The 24,759-nt window shown below is 52.5% G+C and carries 23 protein-coding genes; 7 read left to right on the top strand and 16 right to left on the bottom strand.

The genetic code is table 11. From position 1 onward, the window contains the following. Positions 1 to 96: 96 nt before the first annotated feature. Together QDI87_RS11330 and ygiD are read right to left on the bottom strand one after the other, a co-directional pair. Positions 97 to 939 (bottom strand): hypothetical protein, encoded by an 843-nt coding sequence (locus QDI87_RS11330; protein WP_255241110.1) that lies wholly within the window; start codon positions 937 to 939, stop codon positions 97 to 99. Positions 940 to 1,276: 337 nt separating this feature from the next. Next, on the bottom strand, positions 1,277 to 2,053 hold the full coding sequence (gene ygiD / locus QDI87_RS11335) for a 4,5-DOPA dioxygenase extradiol (RefSeq protein WP_036378922.1): 777 nt from the start codon (positions 2,051 to 2,053) through the stop codon (positions 1,277 to 1,279). 191 nt (positions 2,054 to 2,244) lie between these two features. Here ygiD and QDI87_RS11340 point away from each other — a divergent pair, with 191 nt between their 5' ends. The 3 genes from QDI87_RS11340 to QDI87_RS11350 all read left to right on the top strand — a co-directional run bounded on the left by QDI87_RS11340 (position 2,245) and on the right by QDI87_RS11350 (position 4,762). Beyond that, positions 2,245 to 2,886 (top strand): IS607 family transposase, encoded by a 642-nt coding sequence (locus tag QDI87_RS11340; protein ID WP_036378921.1) that lies wholly within the window; start codon positions 2,245 to 2,247, stop codon positions 2,884 to 2,886. After that, complete coding sequence (locus QDI87_RS11345; RefSeq protein ID WP_036378919.1) at positions 2,849 to 4,150, top strand: RNA-guided endonuclease InsQ/TnpB family protein; 1,302 nt, start codon at positions 2,849 to 2,851, stop codon at positions 4,148 to 4,150. Before QDI87_RS11340 ends, QDI87_RS11345 begins: the two co-directional genes overlap by 38 nt. 270 nt (positions 4,151 to 4,420) lie before the next feature. Next, positions 4,421 to 4,762, top strand: coding sequence for a winged helix-turn-helix transcriptional regulator (locus QDI87_RS11350; protein ID WP_055162828.1), 342 nt, complete (start codon positions 4,421 to 4,423; stop codon positions 4,760 to 4,762). A 237-nt stretch (positions 4,763 to 4,999) separates the two neighbouring features. Here QDI87_RS11350 and QDI87_RS11355 read toward each other — a convergent pair whose 3' ends face one another. Both QDI87_RS11355 and QDI87_RS11360 read right to left on the bottom strand, forming a co-directional pair. Continuing rightward, positions 5,000 to 6,133, bottom strand: coding sequence for a S1C family serine protease (locus QDI87_RS11355; RefSeq protein ID WP_278743424.1), 1,134 nt, complete (start codon positions 6,131 to 6,133; stop codon positions 5,000 to 5,002). 261 nt (positions 6,134 to 6,394) lie between these two features. Further along, positions 6,395 to 7,090 carry a DUF542 domain-containing protein gene (locus QDI87_RS11360; RefSeq protein WP_055162832.1) on the bottom strand — a complete coding sequence of 232 codons (696 nt, stop codon included), beginning with the start codon at positions 7,088 to 7,090 and terminating at the stop codon, positions 6,395 to 6,397. A 293-nt stretch (positions 7,091 to 7,383) separates the two neighbouring features. Between QDI87_RS11360 and QDI87_RS11365 the strand changes: the two genes are divergently transcribed. Next, positions 7,384 to 7,656, top strand: coding sequence for a type II toxin-antitoxin system RelB/DinJ family antitoxin (locus QDI87_RS11365; RefSeq protein ID WP_278743426.1), 273 nt, complete (start codon positions 7,384 to 7,386; stop codon positions 7,654 to 7,656). Between the two features lie 160 nt (positions 7,657 to 7,816). Here QDI87_RS11365 and QDI87_RS11370 read toward each other — a convergent pair whose 3' ends face one another. Both QDI87_RS11370 and QDI87_RS11375 read right to left on the bottom strand, forming a co-directional pair. Then, entirely contained in the window at positions 7,817 to 8,293 is a 477-nt protein-coding gene (locus QDI87_RS11370) for a hypothetical protein (RefSeq protein ID WP_278743428.1), read from the bottom strand. 84 nt (positions 8,294 to 8,377) lie between these two features. Then, the gene (locus QDI87_RS11375) at positions 8,378 to 9,166 is read right to left on the bottom strand and encodes an ADP-ribosylglycohydrolase family protein (RefSeq protein ID WP_278743430.1); all 789 of its coding nucleotides are present in this window, start codon (positions 9,164 to 9,166) and stop codon (positions 8,378 to 8,380) included. Positions 9,167 to 9,431: 265 nt separating this feature from the next. Here QDI87_RS11375 and QDI87_RS11380 point away from each other — a divergent pair, with 265 nt between their 5' ends. Next, positions 9,432 to 9,656 carry a hypothetical protein gene (locus QDI87_RS11380; protein ID WP_036378827.1) on the top strand — a complete coding sequence of 75 codons (225 nt, stop codon included), beginning with the start codon at positions 9,432 to 9,434 and terminating at the stop codon, positions 9,654 to 9,656. Between the two features lie 212 nt (positions 9,657 to 9,868). Here QDI87_RS11380 and tnpB read toward each other — a convergent pair whose 3' ends face one another. The 5 genes from tnpB to QDI87_RS11405 form a co-directional block, all read right to left on the bottom strand. Further along, complete coding sequence (tnpB, locus tag QDI87_RS11385; protein WP_055162838.1) at positions 9,869 to 10,993, bottom strand: IS200/IS605 family element RNA-guided endonuclease TnpB; 1,125 nt, start codon at positions 10,991 to 10,993, stop codon at positions 9,869 to 9,871. 4 nt (positions 10,994 to 10,997) lie between these two features. Then, positions 10,998 to 11,405 carry an IS200/IS605 family transposase gene (gene tnpA / locus QDI87_RS11390; RefSeq protein ID WP_036378830.1) on the bottom strand — a complete coding sequence of 136 codons (408 nt, stop codon included), beginning with the start codon at positions 11,403 to 11,405 and terminating at the stop codon, positions 10,998 to 11,000. A gap of 287 nt (positions 11,406 to 11,692) precedes the next feature. Further along, positions 11,693 to 13,039 (bottom strand): PTS ascorbate transporter subunit IIC, encoded by a 1,347-nt coding sequence (locus tag QDI87_RS11395; protein WP_278743433.1) that lies wholly within the window; start codon positions 13,037 to 13,039, stop codon positions 11,693 to 11,695. A 54-nt stretch (positions 13,040 to 13,093) separates the two neighbouring features. Next, positions 13,094 to 13,390, bottom strand: a complete 297-nt coding sequence (locus QDI87_RS11400) for a PTS sugar transporter subunit IIB (RefSeq protein ID WP_278743436.1) — start codon at positions 13,388 to 13,390, stop codon at positions 13,094 to 13,096. Between the two features lie 45 nt (positions 13,391 to 13,435). Further along, on the bottom strand, positions 13,436 to 13,879 hold the full coding sequence (locus QDI87_RS11405) for a PTS sugar transporter subunit IIA (RefSeq protein WP_278743438.1): 444 nt from the start codon (positions 13,877 to 13,879) through the stop codon (positions 13,436 to 13,438). A 145-nt stretch (positions 13,880 to 14,024) separates the two neighbouring features. Between QDI87_RS11405 and QDI87_RS11410 the strand changes: the two genes are divergently transcribed. Further along, positions 14,025 to 16,127: a BglG family transcription antiterminator gene (locus QDI87_RS11410; protein WP_278743440.1), complete on the top strand. Its 2,103-nt coding sequence runs from the start codon at positions 14,025 to 14,027 to the stop codon at positions 16,125 to 16,127. 554 nt (positions 16,128 to 16,681) lie between these two features. Here QDI87_RS11410 and QDI87_RS11415 read toward each other — a convergent pair. The 4 genes from QDI87_RS11415 to QDI87_RS11430 form a co-directional block, all read right to left on the bottom strand. Then, a complete protein-coding gene (locus QDI87_RS11415) occupies positions 16,682 to 17,797 on the bottom strand; it encodes a ParB/RepB/Spo0J family partition protein (RefSeq protein WP_278743442.1) in 1,116 nt (371 codons plus the stop codon). Continuing rightward, complete coding sequence (locus QDI87_RS11420; RefSeq protein ID WP_036378598.1) at positions 17,775 to 18,773, bottom strand: AAA family ATPase; 999 nt, start codon at positions 18,771 to 18,773, stop codon at positions 17,775 to 17,777. Before QDI87_RS11420 ends, QDI87_RS11415 begins: the two co-directional genes overlap by 23 nt. Then, positions 18,761 to 20,269 (bottom strand): hypothetical protein, encoded by a 1,509-nt coding sequence (locus QDI87_RS11425; RefSeq protein WP_278743444.1) that lies wholly within the window; start codon positions 20,267 to 20,269, stop codon positions 18,761 to 18,763. The genes QDI87_RS11420 and QDI87_RS11425 overlap by 13 nt, the downstream gene beginning before the upstream one ends. 1,067 nt (positions 20,270 to 21,336) lie before the next feature. Continuing rightward, positions 21,337 to 21,789: a very short patch repair endonuclease gene (locus tag QDI87_RS11430; protein ID WP_278743446.1), complete on the bottom strand. Its 453-nt coding sequence runs from the start codon at positions 21,787 to 21,789 to the stop codon at positions 21,337 to 21,339. A 159-nt stretch (positions 21,790 to 21,948) separates the two neighbouring features. On the opposite strand from QDI87_RS11430, the gene dcm reads away from it, so the two are divergent. After that, on the top strand, positions 21,949 to 23,148 hold the full coding sequence (gene dcm, locus QDI87_RS11435) for a DNA (cytosine-5-)-methyltransferase (RefSeq protein ID WP_278743448.1): 1,200 nt from the start codon (positions 21,949 to 21,951) through the stop codon (positions 23,146 to 23,148). Positions 23,149 to 23,242: 94 nt separating this feature from the next. Here the strand turns inward: dcm and QDI87_RS11440 are convergent, their stop codons facing one another. Next, on the bottom strand, positions 23,243 to 24,721 hold the full coding sequence (locus QDI87_RS11440) for a Sau3AI family type II restriction endonuclease (protein ID WP_278743450.1): 1,479 nt from the start codon (positions 24,719 to 24,721) through the stop codon (positions 23,243 to 23,245). Between the last annotated feature and the right edge of the window lie 38 nt (positions 24,722 to 24,759).

The raw sequence follows: 24,759 nt of genomic DNA on the forward strand, positions 1-24,759 counted from the left end.
AATTTGGTTGCCTAGGATCTATTGCACTTAGATTGTAAATCTATCGTGCAAATCAAAAACTGTGAATATGTTGATTACTTTTTATTGATGTGATGCTTATTGCAATTTGATTGGAGAAACATCACCTAAACTATCAATCGGAAGCAATACTAGATTACTGATGTCAGTATCTTTTGCGATATCGAAAGCGAAGATAACACCCTTGACGCTTGTTCCCGGACTAACCTGAGATAAATACCAAGGAGAATTAAATGATTTGTTTGCCATGCGAATTCCAAGCATTGCTTGATCATTTGGTCTATATTCTTTACCATTACTGATATCAATCACTTTAAAGAAATATTGTACTTCTCCTGCTCCTGGCTGGCGCGGTTCAGTTCCATTATTCGTTTCATCTAATGTAACAATCAAAAACTGACCGTTAGCTTGAATATTTCCAGCAGAATTTTGTGTCTTTACAGATGTCACGCGATAGGTCCAATCAGCATAATTGGCATCTTCATTCAAGCCAATGAAATCAGCTTTCATGGGGATTCCAGCTACAAAATTTCCTTCATACTCTTTTAAGTTACCGTGTTGCGATAATGTTGCTTTTCCTTGTCCATTCAACCTATCATTTTTGTATGTACCTTCGTTATAAATCTTCGTATTTGTCCAAGTAGTCTTTCCTTTTCCTTCGAAATGACCATTTTTGAATTCACCCTCATAAATCCATTCATGTCCCTGGGAGTTCTTGGTGACGAACTTTCCTTTTCCGTTTGGTTCATTTTGTTCATTTACTTCACCAGTATAACTGCCAGTGCGATCTCCGTACGATAACTGTAGGGTCATTTGTTGATTTGTGACTTTTTTGGGGCCGCCACAACCAGCGATTACAGCAATCAAGCATACAGAAAGCAAGAGTGATACAACTTTTGCTATATAGTGGTGTGAATTCATAGATAATCATTCCTTTCCCTTATTATAAAAATCATAGGAAACTTCTCTAAATCTACGAATTCGATAAAGATTTGAAAAATCCTTCTTGTTTTGTATCAATATATATAATTTTATGCACTTAATCGTATTGATTCTATCATTCCGCTACTGGAATCAATTCCTTTAAACATGTCAATGAACGCAAAGCCCCCATCCGGTCATCACTCCAGATGGGGGCTTGCTTGGTGCCATATTAGACACTCTTTTGGCATTTTCAGTATACGTCATTCTGTCAGAGGCGGCAAGAGGAAAACCTCATCCTCCTCACAGGCTCGGCAACTTCTCCAGAGGAGTAGACTCAAAGGCCGAAGGCGTAGCCGGTCAGGGCCATGGAGCCGAGGTTGCGGACGTTGTTGAAGATATAGGGCGTCTCGCCTTTGGAGGCGCCGAGGATGTAGAGGAGGGGGAGGAAGTGGTCGAGGGTCGGGACGGCGTAGTCGGCGTCGGGGTGGCGGTGGTAGTCGATGACGGCTTCGTCATCGCGCTGCTCGATGGCTGCTTTTATGGCTTCATCGAAGCGGTCGGCGGCGGGATTTCCGTGCTCGTTCTCCCATTCGACGCGGCGCAGGTTGTGGACGACGTTGCCGCTGCCCATGATGAGGTAGCCCTTCTCGCGCAGGCTGGCGAGCTTTTGGCCGAGCTTGTAGGCGGCGTGCTCGGTGATGTCGCCGTTGACGGAGAGCTGGACGACGGGGATGTCGGCCTTGGGGAAGATGTGGACGAGGATGCTCCAGGCGCCGTGGTCGATGCCCCAGCTGTCGTCGATTTCGACGTCTGCGCCGAGCAGGTCCGTGACGTCGCGCGTGAGGTCTGCGCAGCCGGTCGGCTCGTACTTGAGTTCGTAGAGCTCCGGCGGGAAGCCGTACATGTCGTAGACCTGGCGCGGCTTTGCGGCGCTCTGCACGAGGGTGCCGTGGGTGTACCAGTGCGCGGAGATCATCAAGATAGCCTTGGGCTTGCCGAATTCCTCGAGGATGCGCTTTCCGAGGCGGTTGTAGGTGTCGGTCAATTCATTGTGGTCGAGTGCGATCATCGGGCTGCCGTGTCCGACGAAAACAGCGGGCATCTTTTTCATGGGGATTCCTCTTTTCTCGTTGTATTTCCTATAAAGGTATCGTTTCTGTACTAACTCCCTTGTCTATATTATAGAAATCGTGTAGAATGTTGACAAGAAGGCCGCTGACAGTCAAAATAAAGTTGTAAAAAAGTATAAATAGCCTTGCTTAAAAAACAATTTATTGGTAAAATAGTATTGAGGTGATACCATTGAAGTACTATACAATCAATAAATTTGCTAAAATCATCGGGGTCACCCCACAAACTCTTAGAAACTGGGATAGAAGCGGCCGGCTTCATCCTCATCATACTTCGACGAATGGCTACCGCTACTATTCAGAAGAGCAATTGTGTGCTGTGACAGGGATTCAGTTCGCGCCCAGAAAAGTCATCGGATATTGCAGGGTATCAAGCCGCAAGCAAAAGGATGATCTTGAACGACAAGTAGAGAATTTGAGAACCTACCTGTACGCGCAAGGAAATCCATTTGAAATCATCACAGATATAGGCTCTGGAATCAATTATACGAAGGAGGGGCTGCAAGAGCTGATTCGCAGGATAGAAGTCAATCAAGTCGAGAAAGTTGTTGTCCTTTATAAGGACAGGCTCTTACGCTTTGGCTTTGAGCTTCTTGAAACAATTGCCACAATCCATGGATGTAAAATCGAGATTGTTGATACGACTCGGGAAAGTGAACAGCAGGAACTGGTGGAAGATTTGGTGCAAATCATCACAGTATTCAGTTGCAAACTTCAAGGAAAACGAGCGCATCAGGCAAAGAAGATGATTCAAGAGTTGGCAGGAGATGATTCAGATGATAAAGTCAATCCGAGTACAGCTGTTGCCGAATAACAAACAGAAGACTAAGCTATTTCAATTTGCTGGTGCTGCAAGATATGCTTATAATTGGGCACTGAACAAGCAGATGGATCATTTCTTTGAGGGACACAAAATCCAGACGGACAGCGCGCTTCGTAAAGAGTTCACGGTTCTGCGCCATGCAGAGGAAAACAAGTGGTTGCAGGATGTATCGAACAACGTCACGAAGCAGGCCATCAAAGACTTGTGCATTGCCTACAAGAACTTCTTCCGCAAGCAGAAGCAGCCTGGCTACATCAAGTACACTTCAAAGAAAATTGCGCATTGTAACCGCATTGGCAAGAGTTTAACCGTCTATGACATGAACGGTCATCCCAAGTTCAGGAGTAAGAAGAACGGAGACTTCCGTTTCTATCAGGACAATGTCAAGATCCAGTTCACAGAGACACATGTCAAACTAGAAAGCCTTGCAGGAAGCAGGCGGAAGAACCGTCAGCGGCTTAACTGGATTCGACTTGCCGAAAGGAATAGGATTCCTGTCCTGGCGAAATACACGAATCCACGGATTGCGTTCGATGGGGAGCGCTGGTGGCTGTCGGTAGGGATACAGACCGCTCGGAAATTGAAACCTTTGCGCGGGCTGTCTTTTGCTTATAGGAAACGTCGATATACTCGCTCAGAAGGGATTGGCATTGATTTAGGCATTAAGGACTTGGCGGTACTCTCTGACGCCACTAAGGTCAGGAATATCAACAAGACCCGTGCAATAAGAAGACTCAAGAAGAAAAGACGCAGGTTGCAGCGTCAGGTATCTCGAAAATACCAAATGAATAAGAAAGGAGATCGTTACTGCAAAACGAGCAACCTTATAAAAAGTGAAAAACAGCTTTTACGGATCAATCACAGACTGGCAAATATTCGTCAGAACCATGTGCATCAGAGTACGACGGCAATCATAAAGCGAAAACCAAGCTTTGTATGTCTCGAAGACTTGAATATCCGTGGCATGATGAAGAATCGATATTTATCCGAGAAGATCCAGGAACAGAGTCTTTATGAATTCCGCAGACAGATTGAATACAAGGCACATTGGGCCAAGATATCTGTTATCATAGCAGATAGATGGTATCCGAGTTCCAAAACTTGTGTCATCTGTGGCCATGTAAAGAAAGACTTGAACCTGTCGGAGAGGATGTACGTTTGTCCTGTATGTGGCAATGTAATCGATCGTGACTTCCAAGCAGCACTGAATCTCAAATGTTATGGGGACGTAGAGCAAATGACATCTGCAAGCTGATAGAAAGAAGTCCATGTAGATAAGTACCGATTCGTTAGTCGGGAACAGACTTACTTCCTTGCGAGAGCAAGGAGTGTCATGTCAAAGCCTCCGAAGCATTATATCAAACGTAAGTAGCTTGTCCTTCGGGAGGGCAAAAACGGATGCGATGAACGAGGAACGAAACATAAAAGTCAGTTTTTCATCAACAGGATGTGGCTTTTTATAAGTTTTCAGTAACGGTAATTTTGCTTGACTAGGTATCAAGTACTTGCGTATTGGAGGAATATCATGGCGAAAGACTTATTTGGCATCTGCCCGTTCGTGACGTCGCAGAAGATCCTGCAGGGGAAGTGGGCGATTCTCGTGCTGCATGAGCTGAGTCAGGGCACGCGTCGCTTCAACGAGCTCGAGCGCGAGCTGGGCATCACACATGCGACACTGTCGTCGCAGCTCAAGTCGCTCGAGCGCGAGGGCATCGTGAGTCGCACGGTCTATGCGGAGGTGCCGCCGCGCGTGGAGTACAGCCTGACGGAGATCGGGAGGAAGTTCGAGTCGGTGCTCGCGAGCATTGAGGCGTGGGGCTACGACTACATCGACTTCCTGCACGCCAACCGTCCGACGGCCAGCTGATGGTCTTGTGTCCGACTGCTGACCGTCGATGGCCGGAGTGGCGCCTGTCGACGGATGGGGCGCACAGCAGTCGGCCTGTCGACTGTTGGCGCAATCACAATAAATAAAAGAGAGACCCGATTCGCCGGGGGATGGCGAGTCGGGCCTCTTTGTCTCTGGGGATGGAGTCGGGCGCCGCGAGGGGGAGTCGCTGCGCCCGACCGGGAGATGTATGGGAATGTCTCTTATTAGCGATTATTAGCGATTATCCTGCGGCATCTCTTCAAGCGTCAGGCTGGCCTTGCGCTCCTGGTTGCCGCGCTGGACGGTCAATTCAATCTTGTCGCCGACGCTGTGCTCGGCAATCTTGGCGCGCAGGTCGGAGACGCCCTTGATCTCATCGCCATCGATGGCGGTGATGACATCACCCTTATGCAGGCCAGCCTTGCTGGCCGGGCCGCCGGGGACGACCTGGAAGAGGTAGACGCCTTTCTTGAGGTTCAGCTGGTAGCCGTAGCGCGCGGCGCTCTGCTGGTCAAAGATGGAGACGCCGAGGTACGGGCGCGGCACGTAGCCTTTCTCCATGATGGCGGAGATGACATTCTGCACGGCGTTCGACGGGATGGCGAGGCCGATGCCCTCGACGCCGTTGGCGACAATCTTGGCACTGTTGATGCCGATGACCTTGCCGTCCATGTTGACGAGCGCGCCGCCGGAGTTGCCCGGGTTGATGGCGGCGTCGGTCTGCACGAGCTTGATGCGCGCGTCACCGTCGCCGAGCGTGCGGTTGAGGGCGCTGACAACGCCGCTCGTCACGCTGCCCTGGAACTCAAGGCCCATCGGGTTGCCGATGGCAATGACGGACTCGCCGACGACCGTCGCGTCGGAGTCGCCGAAGTCGGCTGTCGGCAGGTTGCCGTCATCGACCTGTACGACGGCGAGGTCCGTGAGCGCATCAGCACCGACGAGCTTGCCCGGCAGGCTGCGGCCGTCAGAGAGGGAGACGATGAGCTCGCTCGCGCCGTCGACGACGTGGTTGTTCGTCACGATGTAGCTCTTGCCGCCGTCGTTCTTGAAGATGACGCCGGAGCCGACGCCCTGGCTCTCGACTGGGTTGTTGAAGAAGTCGCGCGCGACGGCCTTGTTGGTGATGCCGACGACGGACGGTCCGACGGTTGCGGCGGCGCGGACGGTCGGCGTGTTGCGCGCGTCGGAGAGGTTGTCGAGGTTGGCCTGCTGCGTCTGCTGGGCGTTGCTCGACGAGCTCTTGGCCGGAGTCGTCGAAGAGCCGAGCGAGCAGCCCGCGAATGTCGCCGCCGACAGCGCGACGGCCAGGGCGATGGCGAGTTTCTTGGATTTATTGGCATTCAGTTTCTGAAAGAACGATTTCATGATATTCCCTCCAATCAATCGGACAATCAGTCAATCGGACGAGTCGAAGGATTGGCGATGGCGATCGTTGCTAGTTGAGCCTTACGGCATCTCTTTGTTTATCTTGAGCATACGACGTCCAAAAGGAAATCAGCTGAAAAGAGGCAACTTTTTTCTCAGAATCCGATGCGTCCGACTGCCAGAAGGTCCGACATGCGCCTTTAGATGCGAGTCGCCCGTCCCAAAAGTCCAGTACTGGACTTTTCCGGATGGGCGACTGTATCACTGCTGTTCGGCGTACTCGGGGAAGGCAATGGAATTCTCTTTGAAGATGTGGATGAAGATGTCATCGAAGAGGGCTTCCATTGTTGCGTAGGTGTGGCGGAACGTCGGGCAGGCGTCCTCAGGCGGCGTGAAGTTGTTTGTGAGTTGCTGGATTTCCTTGATGACGTCGCCTGCGCCCGTGTGCTCGTCCTCGAGCTGCTGGACGAGGTCGAGCGTCTCTTTGTCCGGGTGCGGATGCTGGCGCATCAATGGGAAGACGAGCTGCTCTTCCTTGGCGAAGTGCTCTTCGAGCTCGGCCTTGAGGCCCGCGTAGAGGTGGTGGAGGCGCGTGAGCATCTCGCCGTGATGCGGGTAGTGGACGATGAGGATCTTGTTGAGAAGATCCTCCGTCTCGGCCATGAGGCGGCGGTCCGTGACATGGTGCGTCGCCTCGAGGTCATCGAGCATCTCCGTGACCTTGAGGTCCTTGAACGACTCGATGTCCGCGTGCACATCCTTCGCCGCCGTCGGACGGGCCGCGACTTCGTTGAGCTCCGCGAGGAACTTCTCGACGTCCATGCCTTTCTCGCGGATGGCAATCGAGATGGCCTCGTGACCGCCGCAGCAGTAGTCGAGATGCAGGCCGTTGAGGAACCCAATCGTGTTCGGATGCGCCTTGACAACATCCGCGAGTGTCATATCCTTCGTGATCATACTATCGCTTCCTTTGCTATTTGTGCTATTCGTGTCGTTACAGGGGTTGTCCAACCCGTTGTTCTTGGTTCTTCGTTCTTGGAACATCTTCAGTATACGAGAGGATGAGCGTTCCTTCTGTAACATCTGCTACAGAAAGAATCTCTTGAGAGAAATTTAGCGGTGTACCATCATGATAGAAAGAAAAGATGGATGCATCATAATGTATTTCGATGATTTTCAACTCAAATAAAATAATTGCTATACAATGTTTATACAATGTAGTATAATAAAGGTAAAAGAAGGTGATAAATATGGCTACGAATGCAACGATGACCATCCGTATTGATGCCGACTTGAAGCGCCAGGCGGAAGCCATCTGTGAGGAGATGGGCCTTACGATGTCGGCGGCTGTTACTATCTTTACGAAACGCTTGGTTAAAGATCGCGCCATCCCGTTCCGCGTCACTGCGGGAGATCCATTTTATAGCGAGACAAACCAGCGTCATCTTTGTGCAGCTGCAGAGCGCATGGATGCTGGGAAATTTGTTGTTCATGATCCGACTGAGGCTGAGAGTAGCAAATGATAGTATGTTGGGACGAGGAAGCATGGGATGAGTCTATCGAATCTTGGATGGCCGCATAGAAATCATCCAGTGCAGGAACCATTATCAAGACTGAAAAATAGGCACGTGCTACAGAAAAAGCTGTAGCACGTGCCTATTTTGTGTTATGGATTTTGATTTGTCAGCCCAGATAGCCCATCTCAATCTCGTCGACTCGGTTATTCTCAATCTCGAAGACGAGGCCGATGCTCTTGTCTTCGTCGCAGTAGTAGATGTACTTGTCCCCGCGGATTTTGTCGGGCTCGCCGTAGGCGGCCTTCACGGCGTCAAGGGTGGAGCCGACTTCGATGCCTGCGGCGGTCTTGATGCCATTGTGGCGGGAGATCTCGATGTGGCGTGCGTAGCCGTCTACGAACTTCAATTCAAAGGAATCGCCGTACTCGTATTCCGTGACCTCGCCGTTCCAGAGCGTATGGTGCTTTGTCTCCACCTCTGTCGGCGTGCCGTACACCTGCCGGACATAGTCCGCCGAAGCTCCGTATTCAATCCCACCGGCAACGAGTGCCGACGACGGGACAGCCGCCGCGCAGATTGAGGTGCTCATCGTCAGGACAGCACCTGCAGCCAGTGAAGGAATCCATTTTTTCATCATGATCATCTCCCTTTTTATGCATTTGGATAGAACAAATTTTTGTTTATTATACAGAATCTGTATGAAAACTGCATGGAATAGACGCTGCTCTCATGCCGGGAAGGCTGCTTCAAAGGCTGTCACGATCTCCTGCAATGGCGTGTCGAGGCGCTGCATGGCAGCTTCGCGCAAATCCTTGGGGATGCCGTAGTGGGCCTCGGCGAGGCTGCCAGCGATGGCGGCGATGGTATCGCTGTCGCCGCCGATCGAGATGGCATTGCGGATGGCGTCCTCGAAGTCCGTCGAGGAGAAGAAAGCGACGAGCGCCTGCGGGACGGAGCCCTGGCACGAGGAGCTGAACTCGTACGTCGGCCGGATCTCGTCGAGCGTGAAGTCCAGCGGGTAGTAGCGATCCTGTGCGAGCTCGTGCAGCTCCTTCATCGCCATGCCTTGGCGGGCATGGTAAATCAGGACGGCTACCACCTCGGCACCCTTGATGCCCTCCGGGTGGTTGTGCGTCACCGCCGTGACCGCGAACGAGAGAGCCTTGGCCTCATCTTCTGTGCGTGCCGCGAAGCCAGCCGGACTCACGCGCATGGCCGAGCCATTGCCAAAGCTGTTGTAGGGCGCCGGATGCTCGCTCTGCAGCCAAGCCCGGAAGCCGCGACCGTAGCCCGCCTTCGGGTACTTGCGCCCGAGCTCCTGCATCGCCGCCACCGCCTGCTCCGCGAGATTCTCATACCCCGGCCGCGCCATGAGGATCGCCTCCGCCACCGCGAGCGTCATGATGCTGTCATCCGTCGGACGGCACTTCGGATGGAATAACGTGAAATCCTTGTGGCGGTAATTGTGCCACTCAAACCGCGAACCGACAATGTCCCCGATGATTGCTCCCATCATATGAATCACCAATCCTTTCTATGTCTTGCTGTCTTGCTGTTTGGTTCATCCTATCGCGTTTCTAAAATAAAATTTCGTCATATATGTTCCATAATCCTTTTTTGATGATGTGCATTCTGATTTTGTAACAGTAGTAACAGAAATGGCAGCGGCAAATCCGTATACTGATAACTGTAATAGGCAAAACAAGCAGGAATCTCGGGAAGATGGATGAAAGATACAAGGAACAGAAGTCACCCGAGCAAAAGAAAGGAATGTGATCACCATGGCTGACAAGAATGCATTTGTCCTGCAGGATGACTGCAGCTACTGCGGCGCACAGGAGAAGGAAGAACAGAAGGAACTCTTATACGAGTGCAGCAATTGCGGTACGCTCTACTGCGACAGCTGCGGTGAGGACAAAGGTTGCCCGAACTGCGGAGCTCCGTTCAGCGATTCGCATCCGATTGAGCCATTGGGTGCCAGCAGCTGGAACCCGAATCAGGGCTGACTAGATACGCAGTTGGACGTGTGAGATACTCTTGGGGCAACCACACCTGTCGGTCACACCAAGCACGACGGTAGCTACTTTGACACTCCCCATGCCTGAAGGCAGGGGATTCCTGGTTCGACAACCACTGCGCCGCCTCCGAAGAATTGGCGTCTTACACGATTTCCCCAAGCGTGAATTCCCGTGTGCCCCACGGTACACTTTATTCCAGTTTATGCCACTGTGGATTTATCTTCCAAAGCCTTGCACAGGATGTTCTTTGCAGCATTCACATCTCTGTCGTGATGCGTTCCACACTTCGGGCAATCCCATTCGCGAACACTCAAATCCTTTGTCAGTGGGTTCTGATAGCCACAAGCAGAGCATGTCTGACTCGACGGGTAGAACGTATCGACCTTGAGCAGTTCGCCACCGTGCAGTTCCGTCTTGTATGTGAGCTGGCGGAAGAACTCGCTCCAACTTGCATCGGAAACGGATTTCGCGAGTTTGTGATTTCGCAGCATTCCCTTGACATTCAGGTGTTCCACGGCAACCGTTTGGTTTTCACGGGCAAGCTGTGTGGACAACTTATGCAGGAAGTCCCTGCGGATGTTTGCGATGCGTTCATGCACACGAGCAACACGAACACGCGCCTTGTCTCGGTTCATGGACTTCGGCAACTTGCGGGAAAAGCGGCGCTGCTCTCGGCAGAGCTTGCGTTGGAGCTTCTTCAGCGGGCGTGGGGATTGCGTCACGTTGCCGTCGCTGTCCGAGCAGAATGCCCTTAACCCTACGTCGATACCGATCTGCTTACCACCGTTCGGCCGGAGTAAGGATTCTTTTTCCGTTTCAACGCAAAGGGAAATGAAGTATTTCCCTGACGCCGCACGGCGGACCGTGGCATTCAGAATCCTGCCCACGAACTCCCGACTCTGCTTGATTTTCACAAAGCCGACCTTCGGCAGCTTGATCCGATTGCCTTCGATACGGATGCCGCCGCTCTGGTTGCGCGTCCGGTAAGACTGGCTGTGGCTGCGCTTTGATTTGAAGCGTGGGTATCTTGCCCGCTTTGCAAAGAAATTCTCATAGGCATGGTCAAGATCACGCAGGGCTTCCTGCAACGCCATACTGTCAACCTCAGAAAGCCACGCGGTTTCCTCACGTTTCTTCAGGTCGGTGAGCAGCCTACTCGTCTTGACGTAGGTCAGCGGATTGCGGTTCACCTTCCATTCGTCGCGCCTGACAGCCAGGAAGTGGTTGAACACGAAGCGGACACAACCAAGTGTACGGTGGATGAGGATTTCCTGCGTCTTACTCGGATAGATGCGGAACTTATAGCCGAGCGTGTACGTTTCCATGCACTCACTTCCTTTGCGATGTTTTCTGGCTCTCGATATACTGCCTGACAATCTCAAGCGGCGCACCGCCAACTGTCGAGCAGAAATACGAATTTGTCCAAAGTGTTGGCAGTTTTGTTGTCAGCCAATGAAATTCTTGCCGAAGTATCCTTGATGTTTTGCCCTTGATTGTCTTTACCGCTTTGTGGATACCAAATTGTGGGTCAACCTCAAGCAGCAGGTGCACATGGTCTGGCATGATTTCCATTTCGATGACGTCAAAGTTATTTTCGTCAGCAATGGAATGTATGAGCTCCTTCAATCTCACGTCCACGCCATTCACGAGCACTTTTCGACGATATTTGGGGCAGAATACGATGTGATACTTACAGGAATACACGATATTGTGGTTTGAATGATATACTCTGTCCATACTTGTATTATACTACATATATCTAACTAATACAATACTTGAAGTAACTGTCCGCCTTCAATTACTTACGTAAATTCGGCGGACGCGCCTTATATCCCCAGCCCTGAAGGGACGGGGTTTTACGGTACATTTTGATAAGGATAGTTGCATAAAACAGCAAAAAATTCGACGGGTGAATTTCCTTCATTACAGTAAAGGAAATTCACCCGTCGAATTTTTACTATCTGCTCTACCGAAAACATCAGCCTTAATCTCATGAATCAAGGCTGATGTTTTATTCGATGTGATTAAGCTTTCTCCGGTTCTTTCATGAGCTTACTTGCCAGGCAGACAAGGATTGTGAAGCCGATGATGCCGACGAGCAGGGCCGTTTCGCCAAGTGCGCCGATATTGCCGAGGATGATGCCCGGGATGAGGTAATCGGTATCCGCGAAGGTCGAGCTTGCGAGGCTCAGGTTGCCGAGGACCGGCAGGATGAACAGCGGGAGCCAGCTGATGAGCAGGCTGTTGACAGCAGCGCCGATGATTGCACCGCGACGTCCGCCTTTTGCATTGCCGTAGATGGCAGCGGCAGCGCCGCAGAAGAAGTGACCGACAACGCCTGGGATGATGACGACTGTGCCGAGGGCAACCATGCCGAACATCGAGAGTGTGCCTACGATGAAGCTGACAAAGAAGCCGAGCAGAACGGCATTCGGTGCGTACGGGAAAATGATCGGTACATCCAAAGCAGGCTTGGAGTTCGGCACGAGTTTCATGGCGATGCCCTGGAAGGCCGGGACGATTTCTGCCAAGATCATGCGGACACCCTGCAGAACAACGGCGAAACCTGCAGCGAAGGTACCGGCCTGCACGATTGCATAGATGATGTAGTTCGTTCCTTTGCTAAGGTTTTCCTCTACGAATTGCTGGCCCGTCATCAGAGCGAGGATGACGTAGACGATTGCCATGACGATCGTGATGGAGACCGTCGAATCACGCAGGAACGACATGCTCTTCGGGACGTTGATGTCTTCTGTGCTGTGCTCTTTATTGCCGAACCACTTGCCGCACCAGCCAGCCAATGCATAGCCGATGTTGCCCGTATGGCCCATGGCAACGGTATCGCCACCGGTAATCACACGCATGAACGGCTGGCAGAGAGCCGGTGTGACGGTGAGCAGCGTGCCTTCGAACAGGCCGCCGAGCAGGATCGTGAAAAGACCATTGCCGAAACCGGCAGAGACGAGAATGACAGCCGTCAGGCATGAAACATAGAGCATGGCCTGGCCAGTCAGGAAGATGTACTTGAACTTCGTAAAGCGCGCCAATGCGATGTTGACCAGCATGCCGACAAACATGATCATCGCTGTCACAGAGCCGTAGTCAACCAGGGCAATGGCAACAACTGCTTCATTGCTCGGTACAACGCCCTGTACACCGAGTGAGAACTGGAACATCTTTGCAAATGGATCCAGCGAATTGACAAGGATGCCAGCACCGCCAGTCAGAATCAGGAAACCTGCAAAGGTCTTGATGCCTCCCTGAATGACCTGGGTGGTTTTCTTATGCTGTAAGATAAGTCCCAGGACAGCCAGCAAACCGACGAGCAAAGCTGGTGTCTGGACGATACTGACGAAAAGATTCTGTATCATAACCGAAATCCCCCTTTCGATTGAGTCCCCTTAGTTATGTGCTTAGTTATGTGCTTAGTTATGTGCAATGTTATTGTCATCGAGAATCTTGTTGACGGCATCCTTGATCTCATTCTGATCAATCAAGCTGTTGAGCAGGACAACGCGATCCTGCGGCAAGCCGGATACGGCATCTCCAAGCGTCTTTTCGACGAAGAAGTAATCAGCCATGTCGGCTGTTGTGCTGCCGACATCTGCGTGCTCGACTGCGATTTCCTCTATCACGCCTTCAGAATTGAGCAGATTCTGGATGTTCATCTGGACCATAAAGCTGCTGCCGAGACCGGACTGACAAATGCATAAGAATTTCATAGTGATTCCTCCTAAAACGTAAATGATATAGAATAGATGATTTCTTTATTCAGCAAGAACACTGGCGAGCAGTTCTTCTTGCGAGGTTGCTGCCAAAATGCGTTGTACATGATCGGCATCCATCAGCAAGGTCGCTAGCTTCTGGATCAGCTCGATGTGGCTTCGATCATCTGGCGTCGCCAGGAAAATCCAGAGGCGCGCTTTGTGAGCCGGGTCATCTAGCAACGCTGCCGGCTGCTTGCTGAGCAGCAGCGCCATAACAGCTTTCTTGGTGGAAGGCAACGGCCTTGCATGCGCTAGCACGATGTTCGGCCCGATGTTCATGTATGGCCCTTTTTCCTCGCACGTTGTGATGATTTCATCGATGTACTCCTGTGCAATCAAGCCATCGTTCAAGAGCGGCTGACCCGCCATCTGAATCAAGCTCTTCCAAGATACATGCTCCTGATTGATGTACTGAACATATTGTTCATTGAATACTTCCATCATGCAGTCCCTCCTTTCACTGAGGCTTGTTCCTTATTACAATGCCTATTTTAGACATAATTACCAATCCAAACAAGTGCAATAAAGATTTGACAAAAGTGCAATAACTGAACTATCCTGATACTATCAATACACCGGAGGTCACGTCATGTTATCCTTTTGTTCATTCAAGAACGGCGATAAGCTGTTGGCACTGCTACAGCAAAATAATCACGCCATATCCATTGAAGGTCTTCAGGAGGCAATGCAGCTGTCCAGGCGCAGCATCCTCTATTTGATCAAGAAGGTCAATCGCGCCCTTTCCGAGCAGGGGTTGCCCATCATCCAGAATAAGAAGGGACAGGGATATTATCTGGAAGAGCAGGGAAAGCATGCTTTGCGCAGCTATGAGCAAGAGCCCATCGTCTACAATGTCCTGACGCGTCCGCGTAAGATGCGCATCCCATTGAAAGACCTTCATTTAGAAGACCGGAACAGACTGTTGGACTACATGCTGATCACCGAGCCGGGAATCTCGCTCCAGGACTTCATGGACATTTTCCAAGTCGCGCGGAACACCGTCCTGCAGGAGATACGTCATCTGGAATCCTACAATCAAAAAGCTCCCTTCCAAGTCCGCGTCACACCGCGCGGACGCATCATGGAAGGGAGTGAACTGGCAAAAAGGCGATGGGTTATCGAAAACTTCGCCGCCATTTTGGACTTACTTGAACGATACTATACTTTGAGCTATTCAACCGATATTCCGGCTCTGCTGCAATCCTATGAGGATCTCGTGGGCAGCCGCCTGACCGACGATGCACACCATTTCATGATGTACTTCCTCACCTGGTATGATCAACGGCTCATCAACGGAGACAGAGTATCCTTTGCGCAGATCGAATGGTCCGAAGAAGAAATCCGGATTCGTGACTGGGCCAAAGAATTTCTCGCACGCCACAACGTAAGTGACAGGAGTGAGTGCCTCTATCTATGCCGTATTATGCGCCAGCAGGCAGTGATCTCCGTTTCTCAGAAAGATGCGCTCTATGATAGCCTGCATATCTTTGCCGAGCATCTGGTCAATCGCTTTGCTTCTCTGTCCGGGTTGGACATCACGCAGGATCGAAAGGGCCTGGTGGACCGATTGACGGTCCATCTCATCTCTGCATATCATCGGTTGCAGAACGGAATCCGCTACCAAAATCCGATGCTGTCAAAAATCAAACAAGACTATCAAAGTCTGTTCTATCTGACCAAAGCAGCAGTCAAATCACAGGAGTACCTCTGGCATGCAGATTTCTCGGATGACGAGATTGCCCTGATTGCTACCTATTTTGGCGGTGCAGTGGTTTCGCAGACAGAAGCAAAAGAACAGCGCCAGATTCTGGTCGTCTGTTCCAGTGGCATCGGTACATCACAGTTCTTACTGTTGCAACTCCGCAATCACTATCCACAAGTCCATTTCACCGGACCGCTCAGCACGGCGGAATGTCTGCAGTTCCCACTCGATGACGTCAGCCTTGTGATCACGACAACATCACGACAGTACTTTCAAGATATCACTTGCCCGGTGCTGTCGATATCGCCATTGCCGACGGCACAGGAATGGGAGGAGCTCCACAATCGACTGATCGAGTTGAACTTTCCCGTCAATACGGAGCTCCGCGAGAACGTGCGTGAAATCATCGATATCATATCCGACTATGCAAAGATTGAAGACATGAACGGCCTGCTGAAAGGACTCAACGACTACTTCTACAGGAAAAGCCATCGAATGAAAGTCAGCAGTAAACAGAGTCAATCGACATCTCTGCTGAAATACGTGAACTACTGCAGCGGCGAGTTTCCTACCCCCTCGCTAAAGACAAAACCAGCCTGGCAAGAAGCCATCCAGTACGCATGCGAGCCACTCCTGCATAGCCACTTCATTGTCCAGGGCTACATTGACCGCATCATCGCGCTGCTGTCCCGCTACGGCGATTACATGGTCCTCGGCAAAGGCGTCTTGCTCGCGCATGCCAAGACAAAAGACGGCGTCCTTGCTAGCTCTGCTGCACTTACCTTATTCCAGAATCCCATCACGATGCAGAGTGGCAAGGAAATCCGCTGCATCATCTGTTTAGCTCCACAGAATCAGCACGATCATCTGGATTTCTTGGCGCTGCTGCTCCAGAAATTGAACGATGCAGAGTGGTGCAAGACCCTGTTCACACGGAGTAGCCAGAACGAATTGGAGTCCTTCATCTGGCAAAGCATGGACAATATTTGAAAGGATATGATCGCCAACGGCAGGTTCAGGGGACGCAGGTCGCCGACAATTTTTTCGATGCCTGCGAAGCCAGGCTGTGTCTGGTCTCAGAGGGCATTTCAGGTGCTGGATAACGTCTCCTTCCAGCATATATCCTGTCTTATAAAAAATTCACCGGATGAATTTCCTTTAACGAAATGAAGGATATTCACCCGGTGAATTTTTCTTTATTTTTCATAGGCTTCAGGCTTCCTCACACAGATGTGTGGGGAATTCGCCATAAGATGCAAAAATGCCAGCGACATGGCATACTATTCTCGGCGGTCGATGGTCGGTTCCCCGTTCAAGGGGAGGTGATGCCCATGACGACTTACGAGAAAGCAGCCCTTGCGCTGGCTTTTTTGCAGTTGCTCGCGGCGCTCCTAGCATTGCTGAAATAGCAATTAACTGACTTTTTGCGAAATCGGAACGTCCCAAGTTTTTAACGAACGGCGGATCCGACGGGCAAACATCGGCCGCTCTTTCTGTCTCGATTGTACCACATCTTCTTCGTTTTGACCAGTGCCGCCAAAATTTCACTTGATGAGGTAATCACCGTACTTGCGCTGCAGGGCTTTCATCTTGGCCTTTGGCACGCAGAGGACGACGACTTCGCTGTCGTCTGGCCGGTCGACTTCGGCCTGGATGGTGTAGGTACGGTCCTGCACGTCTATGGATTGGATGTGTCCCAGCTCCTTTTTCGGAGCGGTTGAGATGTCCAGCAGCTCTTCAAAGCGCGGGATGATCTTGTCATACGGGGTCTTGGCGGGAATCTTGAGGATCAGGTCATCCGTCAGGAAGTCGCGGCGTTCCCAGAGGTCTTTCTGGATGGCCGGCGGCCAGCTTGCGATGCGGCTGGCCGTCTTCAGGCGGATCCGTCCCTCATCGAAGTAGGCATAGAACTCCGGGATCAGGCTGAACACCTTGTTCCAGTAGAACACGGAGCTGCGCTGGATGTTCATCTGCTCGGCCACGCGGTCCAGGACGGCCGCAACCTTGTTCTTCTTGAGCATCTCCACTTTAGTGTGGACGGCATACGCCTTGTCGCGCGACGAAAGCTCGGCGCGCTGCACGTAGTTCGTATCCGACGCGATCTCGCGGGCCTGGTCATCCGTCAGCTCCCCGTAGCCGTAGACCTTTGCCTCGATGGACGCGTACTTCTCGTCGCCTGTGAGCTCATAGAGGACGCCGTAAATCTCGTTGCGCGTGTTGCCTGCGAGGATCTGGTACATGTTGCCGGCCTCGTCGATGCTGCGGACGACGATCGGCTGCTGCAGGCCCGTGCGGTAGATGCTGTCCGCCATCAGGACTTTTTTCTCCTGCGAGACCTGGGAGAAGGGGTTCCATGCCGCTGGCGTCGCCATGAGCTTCGTGCGCGGGATCCGCATGAAACGGCCTGTGGTGCCGGCGATTTCCGTCAGGACATCCTCCACATCACGCTTTGTGCGCAGCGTTCCTTCTGTGTCCTCTGCACGTGCTGGCGAGCCATCTGCCCCCAGCTGGGCTGCTGGCGCTTGCGGGGCACGCATCTGCTCGGCAATCGCCTCCTTGAGCTTCGGGTCCGCAAATCGGTCGCTGACGCCAATCGTCCCCTTGATATCTTCAGGGCGCGCATCGGATTTGGCAAAGTTAATCGTTCTGTTTCTCATCATTGTCAATTCGCTCCACCATTTCATCTAAAAGTTTCACATAGGCCTTCGATGCCTTGCAGGCCGGCTTGCGGTACGTGACCGGATAGCCCTCATTCTCCGCATTGACGACATCCTGGTTGCGCGGAATCTTCGTCTGGAACAGGTCCTTATCCCAGTTGCCCTTGACCATCGGCAGCAGCGTGTGGAAGGACGTCGTGCGGTCCTGGACCTTTGTGAAGAAGACACCGAGCAGTTTGAGCGCCGGATTGAGCTCACGGCTCTTGGCCATGAACTGGTAAATCGTGTTGGCGCCGACGATCGAGTCCCAGCTGGCTTCTACCGGGATGATCACGTAGTCACTGCCGATGAAGATGGAGGACACTTCATTGTTGACGGCCGGGCGCGCATCGATGAGGATGTAGTCGTACTTGTCGAGTGAGCGGATCTCCGCGAGCAGCTTGCGGAACATCGTCGCACTCGCGATGCTGTCCGTCGTCAGCAGCGTGTAGACTCCATCGAGACGAATGTCCGAGTAGATGATGTCGATGCGCGGGAACTCATCGAGATGGTTGATGAAGTAGCCGAGCGGCTGATGCTCCGTGCCGCGGAAGCGGTCCTCAATCAGCGAGCCGAGGTAATTCGGGATGGCCTGCTCCGGGCTGTCTGCACTGTAGCCAAAGCGTCCCGAGAGATTGCCCTGCGGGTCCGCATCGATGACGAGCACGTGCTTGCCGCGCTTCGACAGGAGGTCAGCAAATGCCGCCGTCGAGGTCGTCTTGCCCACGCCCCCCTTGTTGTTGGCGATGCAGATGGCAATGCCCTTGTGCTTCGCCGCTCCCTCCATGGAAGCCTCTTCCTTCTGATAGAGCGTATCGACGGCGCGGTCCAGGACACGCGTCTGCGGAATGCCCTTGCGCTTCGACAGCGTGCGCAGCTTCTCCGCATTGTCCTTTGACAAGGTCGTGTTGATGACCTTGCGATTGATCAGGTCTGCCAAGCTTCTTCATCCTTTCCGTAGTGACTTGTACTTGTAGAAGTTTCTGGATATAGTTTAGCATAAAGCCATCTACATAGCAACAAGAATGTAGAAGTTATAGAATCTGGAGAGCTGCCCCGAGCGCCTACACGGTTATCCTCGGTCCGGCCTGCGCAAACGGAGCCAAGCTCGCCCCAAGGGGCAGGTATAGATGCAATGAATGACGCAGGGGCAGCAATCCCTCCCTCTGACGTCTTGGCAGCCTTGGCCGTGCGCGCAGAGGCCACCGGTTCACTGGCAGCCATCTGCGCCGGAACGCGGTCCAGCAGTCTGTCCATCCACTCGTGGAAGTACTTGGCCGCCGTCTTGCGCGTGATGGAGAGCTTGCGCGCGAGTTCTGAGATTGTTGCCGTCGGCGTTTCTTTGAGGCAGGCCCAGACGCGCCTGCGGCTCGCCGCGGTGCGGTCTGCTGCGACCTTGGCCAGGTGTTCTTTGCGCGTGCGGCCATTGCGCTTCGTCTTGCGGTCAAACGACCAGCCCAGCCAGTCCTCAAGCGTTGCAGCGCGGACCGTCCTCGCCTTCTCGGGATCACAGACCTCGAGCGCATGTTTTGCTTCGCGCTGGGGGAGACCGAGCACAGCAGCGAGATGCATGACATCCTCAGAGATTGCCTCAAGCGCCATGCCGCACTTGTAGCCGACACAGGTGAGCGCGAAGAGCGCGGTGTAGCGGTGGCCCTCCTGCGTCCGCTCAGCAATCTTCTCGACGAGATAGGCATAGAAGCCCCGCTTTGCATGGGGTGCAACAGCCGGACGAACGGACTTTGTTACAGGATGAATCGCTTTCTGAGGACGTGCCCAGGTCACGCCTACGGACTGCGCGAGTGCTGCAATCGTCATGTGCGCCCCGACGCAGTAGGCGCGGCAAATCTGTCCGAGCTTCGTCAGGCTGCCGACGATGCGGTACGCATGCGAGATGCCCGTCGTGAGATCCGCGTCAAAGCGATGCTGGCGGAACACCTTCAAGAGTCCGTGGTGGATGCGCTTCAGCAGTTTCTTGGCCCAGTCGTATGTCTGGACCGGCTCCTGCAGCACGTAGACGAGATGCACGCCGTTGCCCGAATTGACGAGATACGTCGGGCGATGCCCAAAGAAATCCGCATCACAGAGGCGGCGCAGCTGCTTCGCCGCGACGTGATCCAGGTCGATGTAGAGACAGGAAGTCGACTGCAGCAGGGCCTCCAGGGCATACGAGTGGTAGTAGGCCGCCGGGTAGACGTAGGCATCCCGGCGAGCACCTGCATCCAGCAGCATGTCCATCACATCATCATAGCGGCGCATACGTTGCCCCTTCTTGGCCTGCGCGTGCATGGCGCAGAGCTGGAAATCCGGCTCGTCTTCAATGTGGCCGAGAATCTCGTCGTAAAAACGGCATGGCGAGACAGACGCATACCGCGCCTGCAGATATTCCGTCTTCCGCTTCGCATCCTGCCACGGGTTGCCTGCCGTTCGTCCCATCGTCCCACTCCTGTCCGGATCTTCATCTTCGCCATACAAAAAGGCCTGCCCTTATCGGACAGACCTTGATTTTTATCGATAAAATCCTGTAGGAGCCCCGCCACGTCTTGCGTCTCGATAGACCGCGCCATGGTAGGGGAGCCTGGCCCCTTCGCTCGTGCAGATGCACCGGGACCAGCGTCTCGTGACATCTTCTTTCTTGCAGCTCTTGTGTTCTGGTTCTATCTTTGCTACAATGATAGGAGACATCTACAGTTATTTTATCGGAAGTCCTGATTCCGATAAGAGAGTCACATCGCGATTGGTAGTCATGATGTGAGCTGTGATATAAAGGGGCTCTCCTGTGTTGGTAGCAGAGGGGAGCTCCTTTCTTATATCACATCGTTGTATTTGCTCCTTCCATGATAGCATAGCCCATTCGTGAACGCAACCTAGAAAAAGGAACCCGTCCCTTCAAGAAAAATTCACCCGGTGAATTTCCTTTGCCTCAGTAAAGAAAATCGTTTTTTATTGATCCATCTTGACTGAAGTTGACAAAATCTTTCCAAGATGGTATACTGCAAAAAGTAGAAAACCTTTTTGCGGGTCAAAAAGGCCGCAGGTTTTCCGATTTTTTACCGAACACCGCCAGCCCTTGTGTAGCAAGGCTTTCAGCCTCTCAACTCGGCACTATACCGAACAGAGCGCGTGGCGCGGACAGCCGAAAATCCGAAAAATCGCCGAGGTTTTCCATTTTACTCATCTGGGGCCAGTAACCCCAAGGGCTCAGGGGCACAGTATTGTAGCCCTCCAAATACCGTCATCGGTATTTTCATCATCATTTTGAGACAAATAAAACCCTTCTTGCTATGCGGCTTCATTGTGAAGCTTTATAGCAAGAAGGGTTTTCTGCCGTTGTCCGATATGTCATTGCAGGATTCATTACGGCCTGCGCGGTGAGCGCCGCGAGATGCTGTATGAGAGATACGAAAAACGCCATGAACGCATGGCGCATAGCGGACTCGAGATAGGAAAAGAAGAATTTGCTGACCTCATTTTGGCGGATTGAATGCAATAGAGCAGATTAATCATAGGTATTGATTAATCTGCTCTAATACGTTCTGGAGGTCTTTCTTGATATCACTCTCCCAGAAGCGCAGGACGAGCCAGCCCTGTTCGGTCAGCGCGTCATTGACCTCTTTGGCTTTCTCGACGTTGCGTGTCAGATGGCGGATCCAGTATTCGCGGTTGTGCTTGACCTGCTCGCCCGGATGCTCTTCATGGCCGCGTGCATGCCAGAAGTCGCCATCGACGAAGATGGCAATTTTCTGCCGTGTCAGTGCGATGTCAGGCGTCCCTGGCAGGCGACGGTAGTTCTTGCGGTAGCGGAGCCCCTTATGCCAGAGGGCTTTGCGCAGACGGACTTCCGGCTTTGTATCCTTGCCACGGATCTTTGACATGATGTGGCTGCGCTGTGCTTCTGTTAGCGGCTTCTTCGTCCGACTGACCGTGCCGGTCCTTTTATCTGTCGTCTGTGCCATACTCATCGCCTCAATCCATCTGTGAGATTCTATGGCTATGGAGCACCATGGCCAAGGGTTGATCTTCTGGTCGTTCTATGATATAATGGTAACACTATTCCGGCCGACAGGCCAGTACGTACCCATTGAAGGGGTGAACGAGCAAGGGAGATTGAAACGATGGACAAGACTGTTTGTGAACTGTTCGCCGGTGTCGGCGGATTCCGCGTCGGGCTCGAGCGAGCTTCAAAGGACTGGGACACGGTATGGGCGAACCAGTGGGAGCCTAGCCGCGCCCGACAGGATGCCTTTGACTGCTATTGTGCGCACTTCGGCAAGGAGGATACACATGTCAATGTGGATATCGGGCTGATTGACAAGGCGACCATCCCAGATCACACGCTTCTTGTCGGTGGTTTCCCCTGCCAAGACTATTCCGTCGCTGCGACGGGGGCCAAGGGCATCGAGGGCAAGAAGGGCGTTCTCTGGTGGCAGATCTACGATACGCTCAAAGCCAAGCAGCCGCCGTTCGTCCTGCTTGAGAATGTCGATCGCTTGCTGAAGTCGCCGGCCAAACAGCGTGGTCGTGACTTCGGTATCATCCTCGCTTCGTTCTGGGACCTCGGCTACAGCGTGGAGTGGCGCGTCGTCAATGCCGCCGACTATGGATTCGTGCAGCGTCGCCGCCGCACGTTCATCTTCGCGTATCGCAACGATACGGTATACGGCCAGCAGATGGCTGGTCATGATTCGCTCGCGATGCTCAACACGGATGGCTTCTTTGCTCGTACTTTCCCGCTGAAACCGAACGTGATTGCATCCAAGAAGGACCTCGAGACGCATGACCTGCTTGAGATCACGCAGAACTTTGCTTTCCCGTTCGAGACGGCAGGCTATATGTCAGACGGCCACATCGCGACGGTCAAAGCAGAGCCGGACTACCATGGTCCGTACAAGCTCCTGCGCGATATCATGGATCACGATGTCCCCGAGAAGTATTATCTTGGGGATGACATCGAGAAGTGGAAGTATCTGAAAGGGGCCAAGAAGATTGAGCGGACCTCGAAGACAGGTCATAAGTACACTTTCTCGGAAGGGCCAATCGCCTTCCCAGATCCGGTTGACCGTCCGGCCCGTACGATGCTGACCAGCGAGGGGACGACGAATCGCAGCACCCATGTCGTAAAGGACCTGGATACTGGGCGCCTACGTCTCCTGACGCCGAACGAGGCCAATAAGATCCAAGGCTTCCCGGAACATTGGACTGACACTGGCATGAGCGACCGCTTCCAGTACTTCTGCATGGGTAACGCCCTCGTCACCGGCTGCATCGAGCGCATGGGGAAGACTCTCGGCCAGATCATTGACCGTGAGGACTGACAAAGATATAGACGCATACAGTAAACCGCGGAGAACCATGATAGGGGTCATGGTTCTCCGCGGTTTTTGATAGTCAGAGGCGCATAGTGATTCGTCAGTGGATGATATCTCTGAGCTGCTGGAGGATATAGCTGTTGTTCAGCCAGAAGCACTGTTTCGTGAAAATGGTCGTATCTGGCCAAGTGCCGCGACCTGTCCCGGTATCGCGCACGGTGAGATGTGTACCCTCTGGCAGGGGATAGGTATCCTCTCGTGTCTGGCCGTGCGGCCTGACATGGGCGATGGGACTGTCAGATGCATTCGGCAGGTTATTGCTGAGCCGTCCGCGATTATCTGGTGTAAGGACGAGTCGTCCTTCTTTTATGATATCGTGTGTTTCTTGCCAGACTTTTCGCACGCCATATTCTAAGTCCTTGTACGGCATATTCCAGAACTTGCACCCAGACAGGTGATATTCGCCATCTGCATCTTCTCGGAACACGACGAAGAAGAAGCGCGTATCACGCAAGTAATTGCCGAAGGTGCTGTCATCCCATGTTTCTTCTGCAAGCTCTTGGAAGCGGAAGGCAGGGAACGACATGCACTCTTTCATCTTCCCATTCTTCTGGATGCGGATGGTCTTCACGACGATACCAGCCTTCTCGAATTCCTCGCAATGATTCCCTCTGACACCAAGGATGCGGAACACAATCTGTGCGTAGATGCTCTTCGAGGGGTGGGGTAGATTGAAGCGTTTCCGCAGTGCGCTCTCACTCATGCCGCGATAGGCATCGATGCGCGACTCAACAAAGTTCTCGAAGTCATCGACCTTGCCGTACTTGACGATTGGCTCGTATGTCTGCCTGCCAGGCATGATGTAGTGCAGCAGTACATAGGTCATATAGCTATTCTTGAACGAGAATGCACGCGGTTTGGCTGGCTCATCACTGAACGGCTGCTGACGTCGTAGCTTGGAATTTGAGCCCTTTGTGCATGCACCGAGATATAGGGTATCACCTTCTGAGAGCTCGTGAGCCTTGCCCGCCTTTATCTTGGCGACAATCTTCTGATAGTCGTTCTGTATGATTTTTAGATCCTCTGCTGAAGGTGTGAAGAGCTGTACGAAATCGACCGTGCTGTCCATATCGCTGATGCCTTTCACATGCAGGTACCAGACTAGCAGCATGAGCTGTGCCTTCTCCCATAGGTGGCTGTGCTCGAAGTCTCGTTCCTTGACGATTTTCATGTAGTTGATCATCGTGAGGACGAGGCGCTCCTTGGCGCGGAAGCCCTTCTTATTCTTGACATACGGTGTGACCTTCAGTTCAACACCAGCTTCGGGGAAGTCTGCTTCGGCATCACTGTTGGCCCTGTAGCCGAACCAGCATTCCTCGACGAGGTTGCCGATGCCGCCTTTGTAGTTCTTGTCTTCATGCTTGGTCACATAGGCAGCCGTATCTTCCTGCGCTGTGCGGATGATTCCTGATTGGATTGACTGTTCGTAGATGGAGCGGAACGTCTGGCCAATCATCTTTTTTCCATACGATTCGATGCTTAACGGATCTGTATGGTCATATGATGGTGTAGATTTCATAGCAGCCTCCACTTATTCTTTTCCGGCCTTTTGCAATA

The sequence above is a fragment of the Mitsuokella jalaludinii genome, from assembly GCF_928722185.1.
Classification (GTDB): domain Bacteria; phylum Bacillota; class Negativicutes; order Selenomonadales; family Selenomonadaceae; genus Mitsuokella; species Mitsuokella jalaludinii.